This is a genomic window from Sphingobacterium sp. UBA1897, from assembly GCF_002337775.1.
Lineage (GTDB): Bacteria > Bacteroidota > Bacteroidia > Sphingobacteriales > Sphingobacteriaceae > Sphingobacterium > Sphingobacterium siyangense.
Genome location: NZ_DDGR01000006.1, coordinates 75,784 through 92,891, shown reverse-complemented (window position 1 = coordinate 92,891; position 17,108 = coordinate 75,784). Strand labels below are relative to the sequence as shown.

General features: G+C 41.2%; 18 protein-coding genes. 6 read left to right on the top strand and 12 right to left on the bottom strand.

The window, feature by feature from the left end; all coding sequences use genetic code 11:
- Positions 1–9 precede the first annotated feature (9 nt).
- Both B4N43_RS04680 and B4N43_RS04675 read left to right on the top strand, forming a co-directional pair.
- Positions 10–1,986 carry an ATP-binding protein gene (locus tag B4N43_RS04680; RefSeq protein WP_286733152.1) on the top strand — a complete coding sequence of 659 codons (1,977 nt, stop codon included), beginning with the start codon at positions 10–12 and terminating at the stop codon, positions 1,984–1,986.
- Between the two features lie 86 nt (positions 1,987–2,072).
- Positions 2,073–3,557: a DHA2 family efflux MFS transporter permease subunit gene (locus B4N43_RS04675; protein WP_286733150.1), complete on the top strand. Its 1,485-nt coding sequence runs from the start codon at positions 2,073–2,075 to the stop codon at positions 3,555–3,557.
- An 11-nt stretch (positions 3,558–3,568) separates the two neighbouring features.
- Here the strand turns inward: B4N43_RS04675 and B4N43_RS04670 are convergent, their stop codons facing one another.
- From B4N43_RS04670 to B4N43_RS04635, 8 genes are all read right to left on the bottom strand, one after another.
- Positions 3,569–4,375 carry a helix-turn-helix domain-containing protein gene (locus tag B4N43_RS04670; protein WP_286733148.1) on the bottom strand — a complete coding sequence of 269 codons (807 nt, stop codon included), beginning with the start codon at positions 4,373–4,375 and terminating at the stop codon, positions 3,569–3,571.
- Positions 4,376–4,437: 62 nt separating this feature from the next.
- Positions 4,438–5,853 carry an aldehyde dehydrogenase family protein gene (locus B4N43_RS04665; protein WP_286733146.1) on the bottom strand — a complete coding sequence of 472 codons (1,416 nt, stop codon included), beginning with the start codon at positions 5,851–5,853 and terminating at the stop codon, positions 4,438–4,440.
- A gap of 251 nt (positions 5,854–6,104) precedes the next feature.
- Positions 6,105–6,566 (bottom strand): hypothetical protein, encoded by a 462-nt coding sequence (locus B4N43_RS04660; RefSeq protein WP_286733143.1) that lies wholly within the window; start codon positions 6,564–6,566, stop codon positions 6,105–6,107.
- 315 nt (positions 6,567–6,881) lie between these two features.
- Positions 6,882–7,547 (bottom strand): BON domain-containing protein, encoded by a 666-nt coding sequence (locus B4N43_RS04655; RefSeq protein ID WP_153848226.1) that lies wholly within the window; start codon positions 7,545–7,547, stop codon positions 6,882–6,884.
- 121 nt (positions 7,548–7,668) lie between these two features.
- Positions 7,669–8,229, bottom strand: coding sequence for a helix-turn-helix domain-containing protein (locus tag B4N43_RS04650; RefSeq protein WP_286733142.1), 561 nt, complete (start codon positions 8,227–8,229; stop codon positions 7,669–7,671).
- Positions 8,230–8,459: 230 nt separating this feature from the next.
- Entirely contained in the window at positions 8,460–8,888 is a 429-nt protein-coding gene (locus B4N43_RS04645; RefSeq protein ID WP_286733140.1) for an Hsp20/alpha crystallin family protein, read from the bottom strand.
- A 168-nt stretch (positions 8,889–9,056) separates the two neighbouring features.
- Positions 9,057–10,436 (bottom strand): L,D-transpeptidase family protein, encoded by a 1,380-nt coding sequence (locus tag B4N43_RS04640; RefSeq protein ID WP_286733138.1) that lies wholly within the window; start codon positions 10,434–10,436, stop codon positions 9,057–9,059.
- Between the two features lie 330 nt (positions 10,437–10,766).
- The gene (locus tag B4N43_RS04635) at positions 10,767–11,840 is read right to left on the bottom strand and encodes a hypothetical protein (RefSeq protein ID WP_286733136.1); all 1,074 of its coding nucleotides are present in this window, start codon (positions 11,838–11,840) and stop codon (positions 10,767–10,769) included.
- A 138-nt stretch (positions 11,841–11,978) separates the two neighbouring features.
- Between B4N43_RS04635 and B4N43_RS04630 the strand changes: the two genes are divergently transcribed.
- The gene (locus B4N43_RS04630) at positions 11,979–12,356 is read left to right on the top strand and encodes a hypothetical protein (RefSeq protein WP_286733134.1); all 378 of its coding nucleotides are present in this window, start codon (positions 11,979–11,981) and stop codon (positions 12,354–12,356) included.
- 76 nt (positions 12,357–12,432) lie between these two features.
- Here the strand turns inward: B4N43_RS04630 and B4N43_RS04625 are convergent, their stop codons facing one another.
- Positions 12,433–12,774 carry a winged helix-turn-helix transcriptional regulator gene (locus B4N43_RS04625; protein WP_286733132.1) on the bottom strand — a complete coding sequence of 114 codons (342 nt, stop codon included), beginning with the start codon at positions 12,772–12,774 and terminating at the stop codon, positions 12,433–12,435.
- Positions 12,775–12,879: 105 nt separating this feature from the next.
- On the opposite strand from B4N43_RS04625, the gene B4N43_RS04620 reads away from it, so the two are divergent.
- From B4N43_RS04620 to B4N43_RS04610, 3 genes are all read left to right on the top strand, one after another.
- The gene (locus B4N43_RS04620) at positions 12,880–13,842 is read left to right on the top strand and encodes an aldo/keto reductase (protein WP_286733129.1); all 963 of its coding nucleotides are present in this window, start codon (positions 12,880–12,882) and stop codon (positions 13,840–13,842) included.
- 185 nt (positions 13,843–14,027) lie between these two features.
- On the top strand, positions 14,028–14,273 hold the full coding sequence (locus B4N43_RS04615) for a hypothetical protein (RefSeq protein ID WP_286733127.1): 246 nt from the start codon (positions 14,028–14,030) through the stop codon (positions 14,271–14,273).
- A gap of 122 nt (positions 14,274–14,395) precedes the next feature.
- Complete coding sequence (locus tag B4N43_RS04610; RefSeq protein WP_182331738.1) at positions 14,396–14,734, top strand: winged helix-turn-helix transcriptional regulator; 339 nt, start codon at positions 14,396–14,398, stop codon at positions 14,732–14,734.
- 69 nt (positions 14,735–14,803) lie between these two features.
- Here the strand turns inward: B4N43_RS04610 and B4N43_RS04605 are convergent, their stop codons facing one another.
- The 3 genes from B4N43_RS04605 to B4N43_RS04595 form a co-directional block, all read right to left on the bottom strand.
- Positions 14,804–15,310, bottom strand: coding sequence for a DsbA family protein (locus B4N43_RS04605; protein WP_286733124.1), 507 nt, complete (start codon positions 15,308–15,310; stop codon positions 14,804–14,806).
- 2 nt (positions 15,311–15,312) lie between these two features.
- Positions 15,313–15,774 carry a redoxin domain-containing protein gene (locus B4N43_RS04600; protein WP_286733122.1) on the bottom strand — a complete coding sequence of 154 codons (462 nt, stop codon included), beginning with the start codon at positions 15,772–15,774 and terminating at the stop codon, positions 15,313–15,315.
- A gap of 96 nt (positions 15,775–15,870) precedes the next feature.
- Positions 15,871–16,917, bottom strand: coding sequence for a cupin domain-containing protein (locus tag B4N43_RS04595; RefSeq protein ID WP_286733119.1), 1,047 nt, complete (start codon positions 16,915–16,917; stop codon positions 15,871–15,873).
- Positions 16,918–17,108: the final 191 nt, after the last annotated feature.

Below are 17,108 nucleotides of genomic sequence, written 5' to 3'. Positions count from 1 at the left end.
TTTGGTCTAATGGACATCAAGAAAAAATTTGGTAGTGCCTCTTTTGGCGAAGACCTTATCTTACAGGCACTGAGTTGTTCTCCCGAGCCTACATCAATCTATACTGGAACAGAGATGACCATCCAGTTTGCCAATGAGGGCATGCTTTCCCTTTGGGGCAAAGACGCATCCGTTATTGGCAAAGCGCTGATCAGTGCTATTCCGGAACTGGAAGATCAGCCGTTCTTAGCTATTCTGCAAGAGGTTTGGCGTACGGGCAAATCCTATTCCGTGACCGAGGCACCAGCCAGACTCATTAAAAACGGTGTTCCGGTGACTGATTATTTTGATTATGAATATAGAGCCCTATTAGACCAAAACAATAAAACCTGGTGTATTTTAAACACTGCCCGTAACGTCACTTTAAGAAGGCAGCATCAGCAACAGATTCGGGAAAAAGAAAAAAAGGAACAAGGGCTGATGGAGGAAATGGCGGCAACGCTCGAAGAATTGACCGCTACAAATGATGAGCTCAACAGTTCCTTACAACTTCTGGCAGAAAGCCGTGAACAAGTGCGGACAATTATTGAGCAGGCACCTGTTGGCATAGCGATGCTAAAGGGTCCGGAACTTATTATTGACATAGCCAATCCGACAATATTAAAAATCTGGGACCATCGGTTAGCGGATGTGCAGGGCCGGCCCCACGAAATCGCAAGGCCCGAACTGCAAGGCCAGCCCATGAACGAGTGGCTCCGGGAAGCGTTCGAAAAAGGCGTACGGAAAACAAACAATGAACTCTCCATATTGCTGCGTCACAATGACGGGCTGCGGGAGGCTATTGTAAACTCGATCTATCAACCTATTTTTTCAACTGACAACAAAGTCACGGGAATTCTGATTATCCTGGAAGATATTACCGACCAAGTCCTTGAACGGCGAAAAAGTGAAAAAGATCAACACATGCTGTCCATGGCTATTGATGCCGGAGAGCTTGCGACGTTCTATTATGAGCCCAAAAATAATCTGTTCTCTGGAAATGCGCTGTTAAAATCGTGGTTTGGTTTAGCCGATAAGGATCAATTGGATTTATCCGCCGCTATCTCTTCCATCATAGAAGAGGATCGGGAACGTGTAATGGCTGCCATAACTGAAGCACTTAGCGAAGATTCGGACGGCAATTACTTTATTGAATACCGTATTTTCCATGCACAGGCCCCGAACGTTAGACTCGTGCAGGCACGTGGCAAAGTATTTTACGATGCCAAGGGAAAAGCAGTAAGTCTGAATGGTACTTTACGGGATATTACCGAACAAAAAGCTGAGGAACAGCGGAAAAATGATTTCATAAGCATCGTTAGCCACGAACTGAAGACACCCCTGACCTCTATAAACGCCTATCTTCAATTGATACAGCGTCAGGCATTCCTTACAGCAAACACGAGTTATCAAGACATTACGATGAAATCCCTTCGGCAAGTGCAAAATATGAAGAACTTAATCAATGGATTCTTGAACATCTCGCGATTCGACTCCGGCAGAATGATGATAGAAAGAGAAGTGTTTGATCTGAAGGAATTATTTACTGAACTTGAAGATGAATTTAAATTGAGGATAAACTCCCATCAGATCGTCGCTGACCTGACGCAAAGTCTATCCATTGCTGCTGACCCGAATAAGATTTCGCAGGTTGTCCAAAACCTGGTAGAAAATGCAGCCAAATATTCACCGATAGGAACCCAGATTACATTTGGCTATTTGCCCACGGCAAATCAGGACGTAGAGATTTTTGTCAGCGACCAAGGAATGGGTATTGCCGAAGAAGACCGGGATCAGATTTTCGAGCGATTTTACAGGGCAGGAAAAGATAAGGTCGGAACAATTTCGGGATTTGGCATAGGCCTTTATCTCTGCCGTGAAATTGTAGAACTGCATAATGGACATATCACTGTGGAGAGCAATTCAGCGGGCGGAACCACATTTAAGGTACGGCTTCCAGCTCAGTAATGTAAAAATTGTTAATATTATAAGTTCTTTTCTTCGGTTCTTAGCAAACACATACGCGGACATATCGGTCATTTAATTGCCTTTTTATGACTTTTCTTTTTTTAGATAGGCTTACTTTTGTCGCAAATGTTTCCCGTTCGGGATTTAAGAAGAGCAAGATGAAGAAAGAATCGCGCATCATATCGCTCATTGTAGGTGGCACTTTACTTATGGAGATGCTCGACACCACAGCGATATCGACAGCCTTACCCAAAATGGCACATGATTTTGAGAGTGATGTTGTACACCTCAGTGCAGGTATTACCTCTTACACCGTCATGTTAGCTGTATTTATTCCAATCAGCGGCTGGATTGCCGACCGCTACGGCGCAAAAAAAGTTTTCAATTTGGCGATTATCGGATTTATACTTTCTTCAATCGCATGTGGACTGAGTACCAACCTAACATCTTTCGTCATTGCACGTATCTGCCAGGGTACTGCCGGAGCCCTCATGGTACCGGTGGGACGTCTTATTGTACTCAAGCACACCGAAAAGAAAGATCTGGTTGAAGCGATCGGTTATATTGCCTGGGCTGGGTTATTAGGCCCTATTATCGGGCCAGTGCTGGGTGGATTTTTTACAACCTATTTTAGCTGGCACTGGATTTTCTTTATCAATATACCCGTCGGCATATTTGCGCTGTGGGCAGTGCATCAATTTATTCCAGCGATGGATTCCGAAAATAACCGTCCCCTTGATATTATCGGTTTTTTTATCAGCGGTATCGGTCTTGCCGGAATTATGCTGGGAACTGAAATGATCGGCGCAGCCAAAGGCGATTATACAAAACCACTGGCAACTATTGCGGCGAGCTTTGCGCTGATGGCCGTTTCGATCTGGCACTCCAAACGGATCAAGTATCCGTTGATTGATTATAGTATTCTGAACGTAAAAACCTTCCGAGTTACGGTATTTTCAGGCTCCATTACCCGTATGGTGATCAATGTTGCTCCTTTTATATTGCCCCTTATGTTACAGCTGGGTTTTGGACTGAGCCCCTTTCACGCCGGACTCCTCTATATGGCCAACATGTTTGGTAGTATGAGCATGAAACCTGTAGCCATGTGGATAACACGCAGATTTGACTTCCGCAAGGTCCTGATCGGCAACGGTATTATTTTAACACTAGTAACCGCCGGACTCTCCCTGCTTTCCATACAAACGCCGATCTGGCTGGTGGCAATTGTATTCTTTTTCTCGGGCCTTACACGCTCGCTCCAATTTACCAGCCTAAATACCCTGGCTTATGCAGACGTGCCCAATGAACAGATGAGCAATGCAAATACGCTGTACAATACGGCACAACAAATGGCACTTGGTATGGGTATCGCCCTAGGCGCAGTGACACTACACCTGGCAAGCAGTTATTATCAGGATACGGTTTATCAGATGCGGGATTTCAGCTTGGCCTTGCAGCTAATTGCTGGCTTATCACTCCTATCCTTAATCGAGTATTTCAAAATTAAACCAAGTGACGGAGCCAATTTAAGGGGTATATCATCAAAGAAAGAAGTTCAGAACGCCGCTTAGTTCTTTAAGTATTAGGTAGGCTTTTCGGTATTAGGTAGGCTTTTCGGACTGTAGCCAAACTGTTTCTTAAAAGCATGGGAAAAATGCGACAGATCTTCAAAGCCCAGATCAACAAAGATATCAGAAGCAGACCGCTTTTCTTCTTTTAGCAGATAATGTGCCTCATCCAGTCTTTTTTTCAGGATCCACTGGTGCGGCGAGGTTTGAAAAACTTTCTCAAAATCGCGTTTGAAAGTAGCAAGGCTCCGACCTGTGAGACGGGCAAAACGCTCTAAATTGACGTTATACCTGTAGTTCTGATTCATAAAGGCCTCAAGGTCTATTTTATGCGGTTCAGAAAAATCAAACAGGATATTTTTGAGCGCTGGTTTCGTCTGAAGGAGGATTAGCAAAAGTTCCTTGATTTTGAGCTCGGTGAGTGATTTATTATTCAAATTACTTTGGAGAAGAGCCTTCAGCGACACGATAAAATTTTCGAGAACCGCATTGACATCAATTTTAACCAGTGCCTCCGTCACGGTTGAATGTTCGTATCTCAGCTGATACTCATGCGCAAAATTCTTTAGCGTTTCGTCACTCAGGTAGATATTCAGACTTTCACAGGCGCCGTTTGGTGGTGGAATTTTTGCAAATTTCACCAGCTGGTTTTTTCGGATGAGATGAAAATCGCCCGGATGCGCAGTATGCTTATCTTTATTGTCGGACAACATAAAACTTCCCGACAGTTGATATGAAATCGTATGCTGAGCCACAAAATTTTCCCCTTTTCTGCTCACCTGGTGGTAACAGGAATAGACAATATCCGAATTTTCTATCATAAGATTATCGATCAATACAAAGCGCCGTTCGTACGACAACGCTTTGTCAAATGTATAAAAAATTAGCTTAGTACGGCTTTGATTTCAAGGTAAGGTTGCAAACCATATACACCATATTCCCGTCCAATGCCCGACTGCTTGAATCCGCCAAACGGAACCATCGGGTCGTGACTGAATCCATTGATACAGATCCGCCCAGCATCGATCTCTTCGGCCACACGTTTTGCCCTTTCGCTATCCGCCGATGAGATGTAGGCAGCTAGCCCGTAAGGCGTATCATTGGCAATTTCTATGGCTTCCGCTTCGGTTTGATAAGGAATAATACACAAAACGGGACCAAAAATCTCTTCCCGGGCAATGGTCATCGCATTGCTGACATTTGTAAAAATGGTGGCTTTCACAAAATTGCCCTCTTCCAGACCTTCCGGTTTTCCCAATCCGCCGGTCAACAAGGTTGCCCCTCCCTCAATTCCCGTTTTTATATACTGCTGTACTTTATCAAACTGCTTCACGCTCACCATCGGTCCGATGTTGGTATCGGCATTTTGTGGCGGGCCGACAACCATACTTTCTGCAGTGGCCTTAGCTAGGGCATTTACCCGATCGAGCTTATGCTGCGGCACCAGGAGTCTTGTCGGCGCTATACAGGCCTGGCCGCTGTTCATATAAGCGCCGTATACGGCCATCGGAATTGCTTTATCGAGGTCTGCATCATCCAGTATAATATTCGGCGATTTTCCACCCAATTCGAGCGTAATGCGTTTCATGGTATCTACCGCTTGTTTAGCGATGAATTTCCCTACGGCTGTAGAACCCGTAAATGAAATTTTGGCAATTCCGGGATTCTCGGTCAGTTCCGTGCCCACTACATTTCCGAGACCTGTTACCACATTGATAACACCTTTTGGTAAACCGGCTTCGTGAAAGGCTTCCATCAGCACATTCGTCTGCAAAGCACTCATTTCACTGGGTTTGACGACTACGGTACATCCTGCTGCGATTGCGGTAGCGACTTTACTGGCCACCGAACTGTTGCTGGCATTCCAGGGCGTAATGATAGCGACAACACCGACAGGCTGCAATCGCACCGATGCGGCGTTAATTGTCCGTTCAAATTCAAAATTGTTAAGCACTTCGATCATACTGTCAAACCAGGCTCCGGTATGTGCGTTGCTCATGGTGACAAATTGATGCGTTCCGCCGTACTCTTCAATCATCGCATCTATAAAATCCTGCTTTCTCTTCTCAATCGCCGTTTTCAGTTTTGTTAAATAACCGATGCGTTCCGAAACGGTAGATTTTGAAAATGTCTGGAAGGCAGCTTTAGCCGCTGCAATGGCATTCCTTGTATCGATTACATCGGCTAAAGTGACTTCACCGATCTTTTGATTCGTAGACGGATTGATGAGCTCATAAATTTCCGTTCCGTGCGGGCTTACAAATTCCCCGTTGCTATAAATCGTATTGACTGTTTTCATTTTGTTATTATTTATAGCACAAATTTAGCGGTACCCTTTTTATTCAACTTGGTAAAAAAGCTCAATTATACTTTGCAAAAAAGCTCAGGTCCCACAAAAAGTACATAGTCGGTCAGAGAAATGATGCAACTTTTGTATTGTACCGGTTTGGTCTTTATCATAACGGGATTTATCAGTTCAGTGGTATAAGTTCTCATCGTCGGGTGCGCGACGATTACAGCTATTTTTTCTTTAGCTCTTTCTGCCCGGAGTTATTTTTTGTCATCTTTAAAAAGCTGATCGACAGATTTTCCGAGTTTATCAATATCATTTTTCACATCTTTTTTAAACTGTTCATTTTCTTGTAATGTCATATCTTTAGCATGTTGCATATCGTTGTCGAATGCTACATTCTTTTGGCGAATTTTCTCCTTCAATCTTGCGATTTCAATTTTTAATTTGTTATAATCGTCATCGAGCTTAGCCCTATCTTTCGAATTTGCCTTGGCCAACTTAGCCTGTAGATTCAAAAGGTCATTGTCCATTTTCGCAATAGCACTGTCAGACTCCAGTTTAAATCGGTGCCAGACTGCTATTCTTTTTGTTTTAACCGTATCGGAGCCAGTCTCGATATCTTTGGTTTCTTGTTTTACCGTCGTGGCTCGCCTGTCGGCGGACTGATTGCACCCCAATAAGGTCATTATGGCAATCAGAAATAGTGTTAAAGTTTTCATTTTCTTAAATAGAATAATTTTTGCAAAGGATTTAATAGCGTACACAGCTCAAATAAAAAACGGCATGATACCATTAGAGGTGTTTCCTTTACCGATCATAAAAGAATATCGTAGACAAGAGATAGGATAAGTGCCGCACTTTTAGTAAAGTAGTTCAAAAACACTAATGGATAGCATGAAAGATCAAGTTAACAGTTGTTGAACAATATACTTAAAAGCATCTCGCTTACGGATGCTCTTAAATATAGTTGCATTTAGTATTATGTATATATGGTGGCTCTTTTCTATTGGATTGTTCTTGTAAACAATCTCTTATTAACTAAAGGCATATTCATAATCAATAGAAAGCTCATTATTCACTTCCCATATACCGGGGGTGTTCCATGCGATCCGTTCTGCCTCTTCTTTTTGATACCAGGAATTTACTTTTCCACTTAAGGTTACCGTGCTGCCTGAAACCATCACAAGGAGATTACTACCGTCAATAGCGCTTCTTTTTAAAGCATCTTCAATATCTTTTTTCTCAATCGCGCTGTTCGTATCGGATTTAACCTTTATATTATTGGTTACTCCTTTGATACCCATAAGGTAAATTACAGCATGTTTAGCCGCTTCCCGTTGATAATTCCATTGCAGTTCACCATCCAATGTGACCCATCCATTTTCAATTTTAATCCCGATTTTGTCTTTCGGAACTAGCCAGGCAGTCCGCAAAGCAGCCAACACCTCATTTGCGATTTCAGCATCCGTTTTTGCCCAGTTAGTTGGAAATTGAACTTCAATATTTTCAATCAATGCCCGCACGCCATGAACTCTTTTTGCGGCATTTTCAGCTTCCAGTTTTTTTGCATAACTGTCCACATAACCAGCGAGAGAAACAATTCCCTCATCAACCGTAACAGCGATTTCCGCCAAATGCAATTGGGGTTCCCATTGGATTGCCCGCTCGACATCTCTCTGCAATTCTGCATCTGTTTTCATCAGCTTAAAATTTACGAAACAACTAGATTATTGCTTCCTAATAAAGTTCTGATTAATAAAACAATATAGGTTATACAATTCGCATGGATTGTTGTATAATTGGTAGGTAGGCTGAGGAGTATTAAAGATCTTCTAGATTTGTTCGCTTTCTTAGTGGAAGCTTTTTGAAAAATGTAGGTGTCAGCCCCGTGACCTGCTTAAACTGCCTGGAGAGATGTGACACACTCGAATAATGAAGCTGGTATGATATTTCTGTGAGGTTCAATTCGCCATAAAGGATCAATTCCTTAATTTTTTCTACTTTATGCAGTATGATAAAATGTTCGATCGTGATCCCCTTTGTTTTGGAGAATATCTCGGCCAGATAATGATAGTTTTTTTTTAGCCTGTCACTCAATAAAGTCGAAAAATTAACTTCCGGGACTTCTTTGGAATAATGGATCATTTCGACAATAATACTGATTATCCGTTCGATCAATTCGGCTCTCTTGTCGTAGAGCAATTCCAGCCCCGATTGATGCAATGCTTCCTGGAGCTTTAGTTTGATATTCTCAGAAATAGGCTGTGCTAATCTGACTTCGCCCAATTCAATTGATGTATAGCCTATCCCCAATTTGTCAAGTTCGGATTTTACCATCATTTTACAACGACGGCTCACCATATTTTGAATTATAATCTTCATGTCTGTTGGTCCAATAGGACAAATAATAAATAGGCTAAATTATTTATCACAAAAACAAAGTAGCTATAAAACAAACATGTTTGCCTGGCAATTTGTTTCAAAATATTTATGAGACAAACATCGACTAACTTTTGGTACCCTTCTCCAATATTTTAAGATATTCAAAAAATTAGAAAATAGGTACCTTAAAAGAATAAATACTCATGTGTTTCTATATCAATCAGTTTAATTCATCGGATTTTGATGTCTTTTATCTCTGGTTCCTCCGCATTAGCTTTATTAATTGTAATGTTTAGCAATCCGTCTTTATAAGTGGCTTTTATGCGATCCAGGGTAGCATTATCTGGTAAGCGGAAGCTACGGGAGAATGAATTCGCGAAGAATTCTTTCCTTACATAATTTTCGTTTTCTTCTTTTTTCTCAACATTGTGCTCCGCACTAATAATCAGTGACCGATCCTCGACTGCCACCCTAAAATCTCTTTTTTTAAATCCGGGGGCTGAAACTCTTAGTTTATAAACACCACTTTTTTCAATGATATTTATCGTTGGTTCCATTTTTCCCAGTGCATCTGTGAGTTCGTTTTCACTCCAAAAATCTTCTATCTGCGATACAAGTGAAGATTGAACTGGTTGATCGGGGGTTTCTGTGGTTTTCATAATGAGTTTGTTTTATGGTTTTATACATTAAAGTTAGATCTATAAAAATTTTCAGATCATGATCACTGCAATCTTTTACGACGATCATTATTATTTTTGACTAAGCAGTAATTTTTTTATTTTAGACATTGCTCATATAAGCTGCGATGTTATGCTGTCCTCATTCCGTTATCTATTTTGATTAAATTTGCCTTCCAGCGATTTGTCAAATTGGTAAATATCTGTGTACAAAATAAGCTTTCCGTTTTCTATAAGGCAGGTCAGGTATGTAATTATAATAGGCACGGGCTCACTCAGCACAAAATCTCTCTTTTCGTAAGATAGTATCGCGTTTTCCAGCTCTGAAACTTTATATTCTGAACCATCGTAAGCCAATAGCATGGCGGCAAGACGATCCGCATTTTCCACACGTACACAGCCATGGCTGAGCGCCCTTTTCTCGCGATCAAAAAATTGTTTCTGAGCGGTATCATGAAGGTATACGGCATAGGGATTTTCAAATCTAAAGACAACAGCACCCAACGCATTTTCCTGACCCGAGGATTGCGTTATACTATAGTTATAAGGATGATCATTGATCTGCCTTAATTTTGATGCATTCACGGTGACTTTATTGCCCGATCCGTCATAGATCGAATAATTATGATCAGCTAGGTAGCTCCTATCTTTCATCATTTCGGGTAGCATTTCCTTACGGAAAATACTTTGCGGAACTCGCCAGTCTGGTGCCGTTGAAAAATAACTGATTTCACTTTCCAAAACAGGTGTTTTTGTTGTTGACTTTCCTACCACAACCTTAAAGCCGAACATCTCGTCGCCCTGATGTAGCTCCAATGTATATGAAGGGATATTGACCATAATATAGTAGGCGCTTTGCGTATTGATCCATCTCAGGCGTTCCATATTTATGATGATCTTCCCCAGTTCGTTTTGAGAAACAATACGATCGTTTGCCGTGTGTACACGATCTAGATAAGTCTGAAGATCCCTATAGGCTTTTAAACTAGGCTGGGCCTTAAGTATTGCTCCCTGGAAATCTGTCTGCATTCGCGCTATCGATAATATTTCATCTGCACAAAATCCATTGATCCTGCTGGTATCAATCTGAGTTTTTTGGTATAATGGATTATATTTTCCAAAGTGAAGGTCATTAATAAAGGTAATTAGGCCATCGGTGAGCAGTATATCAAAGCGTGTTCTTTCCTTCTGATTTTTTTCGGAGGGAAAATCTGCCCATTGTTCTTCTTTTTCCAAAGAAAGTACTTCTAGATGGTAATCGGACAGTGACAGTCCATAATGATCAGCCTTCGTCAGCAGTAAGAGCGCTATTTTCGATTGTTCTTGCCTTTGCCGACTATCTGTCCAATGATATCCTGAATAATTATCCGTATAGAACCTGAAAACCGATTTTGGATAATTCAGCTTGGAAAGATATGTATTGTTCTCTAGCGCTGCTGTAATTTCTGCACCTATGATGACATCCTGTGCGCAGATCGCAGTGCAGAAAATAGAGAAAAAAATAACTACAAAATACTTAACCGCTTTCATGATATCTAATTTTTTGTTTAAAATTTCGACATCCACCCACCCCTATCTCCGAATTTGTGTTAGGATGGCTAAACCTTCGAAGTGATCGAATAGTATAAACAAAGTTCTGATTTATAATCCATTATATATTATATAATATCAACTATTTTTTATATAATTGGTAGTAATTCAACGTTACTAAAGTGAATGTATTTCGACATAACAACTTCTTTTCAAGCCCGGTAGATAACGCGTCATACGCTCAAAAAAATGGTTAGATTTATTTAAATTTACTTACGTCTATCTGCAAGAATAATTCAAGGAACGTCATCTTTATAATAGCGGAATTTATCAGTTCAGTGGTATAAGTTGGTCCCAGCCCTTATGCCGCAGATTATGTACGTTATCCAAAAAATCTTTTAGCTTTTTTTCTTTTCGCATCCATTCGGTTACCTGCAGCAGGTTTCCAATTTCCATCGCCGTCATCTTCAACCTCAGACTTTGAAACACCTCCTTACGAAACTCAAGTTGAGTCGCATTAGGCGAAATTGGGAAACGGATATGCATCATATTCACTCTACAGGTGCTACTTATACGGAAAAACCATTTGTCAAGTCCTCTAGTTTCTAGCTCCTTCAAGAAATGATCGGCTTCTAGCCGCGTACCATCAATCAGTACAACTTGTTTTTTCCCTTTTTTAGAAAAATAGAAAGGAACATCAAACATACGAACAGCATCTTTTCGCAATGAACTTAGATCGAATCGAGCTTGGAGGTAAAGCACATCATAGAGTGATCCGATTGGGATACTTTTATCCAATGCGCTTGGAGGCAGTCTGTTGACCACTTTTTCTACAGGAACTATTTTTTCTGGTAACAGATCGCTGAAAAGCGCCAATGCATTTGTTGGCGTAAGCCACCATAATTGGCCTCCAATAAAAACATAGCTTACATAGACCAAGCATCCTGTAGCAACAAAAGGTGTATAATGGAACAAATAATTTATAAAAAGCATATACGTACTACCGCTACGTACAAAAGCGATTAGAAAGATAAAGCAGAGGTATAGCATTAAAAGTGAAAAGGAGGTGGACAGAATGGCCCATACCAGTTCTGATTTTGGTAAACTATTGGTCTGCACGCGTCCGCTTCTAAATAATTGCAATTGCGGATATTTTTTCTGCCAATGGATCCACAAAACTTTCAACCGAACACGAATGAGCAGCGCAGCAACGACTATTGCCAAAGTAAATGCCAACGTCCAGGTCCAATAGGCTGGCGTCCAAAATCGATTTAACTTAAATCCATTATTTCCAATAAGATTAAAAATCAAGGAAACGAAAAAACTCTCTACGAATAATTTTAACATTTTCATATCATTCCACGAAGTACTGTTATTAGGCTCAGGTTTATATTGTTTGAACATCTAATTTATTAAAATTAATCAAGTATTAAGCAAAATTCAATCTTGAAAAAGAGGATTATCCTCCAAAATACCGGAGGTTATTCTTCGGCATTCGCTTAAGTAATCTCTAAAATAAATATTTGCCAAAAGAGAATTTTTATGAAAGAAAACTTAGACGATGTCGGTTTGGCAGCTAAAGTTGCCACACTTCTCGCACTACCTAGGGTAGATCGCGCACTAGCGCTACAGCTTCTGAGAGATAATTTTGTGAACTGGATGGAGCACAACTTTAACCTAAGTTCAAATCAGACGGAGCAACTTGACAAACTTCCCGCTGAGCTTGGTCAAAAACTTGGAACTGCGATCAGCAATTACCTCATGCAGGACAATGTACTTCAAGTTCAAGAAGACGAAAAGAAAGATGAGGATCCAGATTTCACAGCGCTTAGTGTTTACGGACTCGACGAATGGCTAGATGGAGAAACTAAAGCGGAAGCGACTCCCCTATATATACGGATTTCATACAGAAACGCCTAACCTTATAGTAAGGAATGGAAATATAACTTATGGGTTCGGATATAGACGCACGCGCATCCCTATCGAGCGGGATTTCTCACAAAATCTTTTCCAATTCATTTCTATGATCCTCACCCCACTGCGCCGTTACCGCAATTACTGGTATAAGGCTTTCCCCCAGCTCAGTAAGTTTATATTCTACTTTCAGCGGAAGCTGATCAAAGACGACTTTATTGATTAATCCATGTTCAATCAATTGACCAAGCTGCACATCAAGTACACGACGGGTTGCATTGGGGATTTTCCGCTGCAAATCACCCGGACGCTTGATACCTGAATGAATGGCCCAGAGCAGGTTTATTTTCCATTTGCCCTGAACCACCTGCAAAAACAGATGTAAACCGCAATCTAAATTAACCGGAAGCTTTTTTTCGTACATAGCTGATATATTTTACGAAGGCATAAAGTGGGTATAGATAAATTTATCCGTAATTGACACGGTTACTTGATGCCCTTAACTTAGCGGCAAAGTAAATATAAAAATATGAAATACAAGATATTTGGATCAAAAACAGGACTGCATGCCAGTGAAATAATTTTAGGAGCCGCCAACTTTGGTACAAGAAAAGGCTACGGAGCCGATCCCGAAGAGTCAAAAAAAATTTTAACAGCTTATACAGATGCAGGCGGTAATTTTATCGATATATCGGATGTCTATCAATTTGGAGAGGCAGAAGAAATCGTAGGCAACTATTTAAAGGGACAGCGAAATAATTTTATCGTCTGCTCAAAATATACTAGAAGTAGTGATCCCAACCCTGCAATCAGTAATTTTGGGAATAACCGTAAATCTATGCGACAGGCTGTTGAACAAAGTCTGAAAAGATTGAAAACGGACTACATCGATATTTATATGCCGCATTATGATGATGGTGTAACTTCATGGGAAGAAATAGCTTTGGGACTTCAAGATTTGGTCAGCGAAGGGAAAATAGTGTATGCGGGACTCACTAATTTCCCAGCATGGAAAGCATCGGCCATTGCATCAGCAACAAAACTCAGTGCTTTACAGATTGAATATAATTTATTGCAACGTACCGCAGACCGTGAACTGATCCCGATGGCTAAGGAATTTGGTTTAGGAGTCATGATGTACTCACCACTCGCTGGCGGACTGCTGACCGCTAAGTATAGAAAGGGAGAAACGGGACGCATCAGTCATTCTTCTGGTGCTGAATATTCGGAGGACGAGAAAACCAAACTGATCATTGATGAACTGGTATCAATCGCGGAAAAATATGAAGCAACCCCCGGTCAGATCGCGTTTGCATGGAATTTATCAAAAGAGGCATTCCCGTTACTGGGAGCACGCAATATCAATCAATTTGAGCAAAGTATTACAGCTACTGAAATTAATTTGACAGCTGATGAGCTGACAAAACTGGATGCTTTAAGCTCCATTAGCCTCGGGTATCCGCACGATCTGCTGAATACGGTACGTGGTTGATTTTGAACAGCTGATCATGCCTGCGCGAACGCTTTTTGTCTGCTCTCCGCATCAGGTCCATCAGATCACCACGGTTTTAGGAGCATACTGATGCCATCATTGCGGTTCAGGGTCAGGGTAACGAGGTATTTGTTTCCAAGATCGATTACCAACCCATTGCCCTGGAAGATGTCACGGACTATATTGTGCGGTTTGCACTCGAGGAGCCTAAAAATGGGACGGTCGAGATTGCAGGGCCTATAAAGGCCAATATGGACGATTTTGTTGCGAAATATATCGCGATCACTGGGAAGCACATAAGGGTAGTTTCTGACGACGATAGCAAATATATGCATCTAGTTGTTCCTAAATCATTGCTCGTACCTGCTCGAATATATTGTGCCGGCAAGGCTCATTTTGAGGACTGGGCACTAAATACTGCAGTAAGTTAAGCCGTCAAAAAAGAGAAATCACCGACCTTTGCTGAGCTGGTTATCAGAGAAATGGTATACTTTTGTTATCAGTATAACTTAGGATATCAGTATCATGAATTATATCACTTAACTTTGTGACCATGGAAAGAGATCAGACAGAAGAACTTAGAGCGTTGCAGGACACCCTTTATTTCATTGGTGGCAAGTGGAGAATCCCTGTCATTAATTCGCTTTGCAACGGCAACCGACGTTTTCGCGAAATTGAAAGAAGTATCCCCGGGATTACCACACGAATGCTTTCAAAAGAACTGAAAGATATGGAATTAAATAAGTTGGTTAAACGAACTGTTTATCCCGATACGCCTGTTTTAATTGAATATGAACCCACTGCATATTGCAGAACTTTCGGGAATATTATTTTGGAAATGATTAACTGGGGTAGAGAACATCGAAAAATGATTGTGGAGGATAAGGTTTAGCATTGTATTCTATGTACTACCATCAGCTAAAAAGCTGCTGATGGTAGTACATATGAAATGCTTAGGAAGTTATCTAATGAAAAGGTTGAAAAGGTCTGCAGCTCCAGCGTTGAACTTCTTGCCATTCACATAAAACGATGGTGTCCCATTGACTCCGCTGATAACTCCGCCCTGAAAATCGGCATCAATTTTATTCACCAGCTCCTCTTTTTGTATATCGGACTTAAACTTTTCCATATCTAATCCTATTTTTTCTGCTATTTTAAAAAGATACTGGTCGTCAAGCTTCCGCTGATTTTCGTAAATGGCATCGTGCATCTCCCAAAACTTATTCTGCAAAGAAGCAGCTTCTGCAGCGATCGCGGCCGGAAGCGCATATTCATGCATTTTTGAAAGCGGGAAGTTTCTAAATACAAATTTCACCTCTCCGCTAAATTTTTTCAAGAGCTTCTTTACCACCGGATAAGCGGCTCCACAGTAAGGACATTGATAGTCACCATACTCTACGATAACTAAATCGGCATCTAGATTGCCTTGGGCGTGGTCAGTTATACTGACAGGTATTTTTAATGACATAACTATTTTATTTTAAGATTTTCAAGAGCTTCCAATATTCCATCTGCACCGGGATTTACCGCCGTCGGTGATTTGTAGCTCCATTGGATGATACCTTCTTTATCGATTACAAAAAGTGCGCGGTTGCACTGACCTTCATGCCCATTATAGACATCGTATTTCTTTGCTACCTCACCCTTTGGCTCAAAGTCTGCAAGTAGCGGAAAGTGTAGGTTACGCGTCTGCGAAAAAGCCAGATGGCACCATTTGCTGTCCACAGAAATTCCGAACAGTTCTGCGTCATACTTTTTAAAGTACTTGAGCATTTCATTGTACAGTGCCATCTGATCACTGCAGACTGGACTCCAATCGGCAGGATAGAATGCTAAAATCACGTTACGGCCCTTAAATTCGGATAATGTAACTTTCTGGTCTGGTGTTGCAAATAATGTAAAATTTGGTGCAACAGTATTTTGTTCTAACATAATTTTATTGTTTAATAATTGATATAGGCAATATGGATGCAGATGCAAGTAGAAAGAACGCTCGTAGAAAAACTTTCTTTTCAGGCAGCATAAGTTTTATTTTTCAGGTTGAATAAAAATCTTCTTAGATGGAAATTTTTCAATTTCACCATCTGCTAAGCCAAAGTTTGTCACCACGACATCTTTAGGGTTGCCTGAAAGCCATTCGCTCAGATCAATAGACTCATATTTCCCGTTGTTAAATCCGATAAGAACACGGCATACCGTATCACCTGTATTTTTAATGTAGTGTCCAGCTCCCATGGGTACATAGCCTACGTCACCTGCATTGAACTGTTCGGTGACTACAGTACCCTCGGCAAGAAAAACAGACATCTCCGCATGGCCCGAAATATAATACTGCCACTCGTCGGCATTCGGATGCCAGTGCATTTCCCGAAGTGCCCCAGGCTGCAATTCAAGAATAGAACCGGCCATGGTCGTACTGATCGGAAATTCCTTACTTGTAACCAATCGCTGAAGACCACCCCCGGGAATGATTCTAGGCTGCTGGGCGTGAAGCGGATAACGATGTAAATTGGTAAGTTCTATGTCAGATTCTTCTGGTCTTGCAGCAGCATTAGACGACAATTCATCCGGGACAATACCTGCGGCGAAATAGGCTTCTTTTTTCGGCAGCGCAGCAACTTCTTCCAATGTCAACCCTAAATTCTGTGCGACAATTTCTGGAGGCATACTGGCAACGAAGTCAGTTACGCTAAACGTGTGGTCTTCAGAAAAATTACCGTTGTCAAATATCAGGATGAAGTGACACTCTTCAGTTCCTGTTGCCTGGATCGAATGTCCATAGCCTTTAGGAAAATACCATACATCACCCGGTTCAAAATTGTCGGTATAGCTATGACCGTCCGGATGAATAATGGTCGTACGAACGGTTCCTGAAATGACGTAGGCCCATTCAGCAGCATTTGCATGCCAGTGGAGCTCTCGCATACTGCCCGGCTGTAATCGCATCGATACACCCGCAATTCCGATCGAAGCCGGGAAGTCAGTTACAGAAGCACCTCTGGTGGTACCACCATCATTTGTGCGTGGTTCTTTTTTTTCTAATTCGTACTTGAAGCTTAATGATGTCGTTTTCATAATATTGTTTTTAACGATTGATATTCCTGTTTGTTACTAAAGTAAATTTACCGAAGAAAGGACTCCATTAATACCGACATTCGGTGAACAGGCAGATATGATCGTTGAACCAGCGCTATAGCAAGAGATTTTTAAAAGCTTATTATATTGAGTGGGAAATTCTTAATTGCTCCTTAACAAAAAAAGTGAGC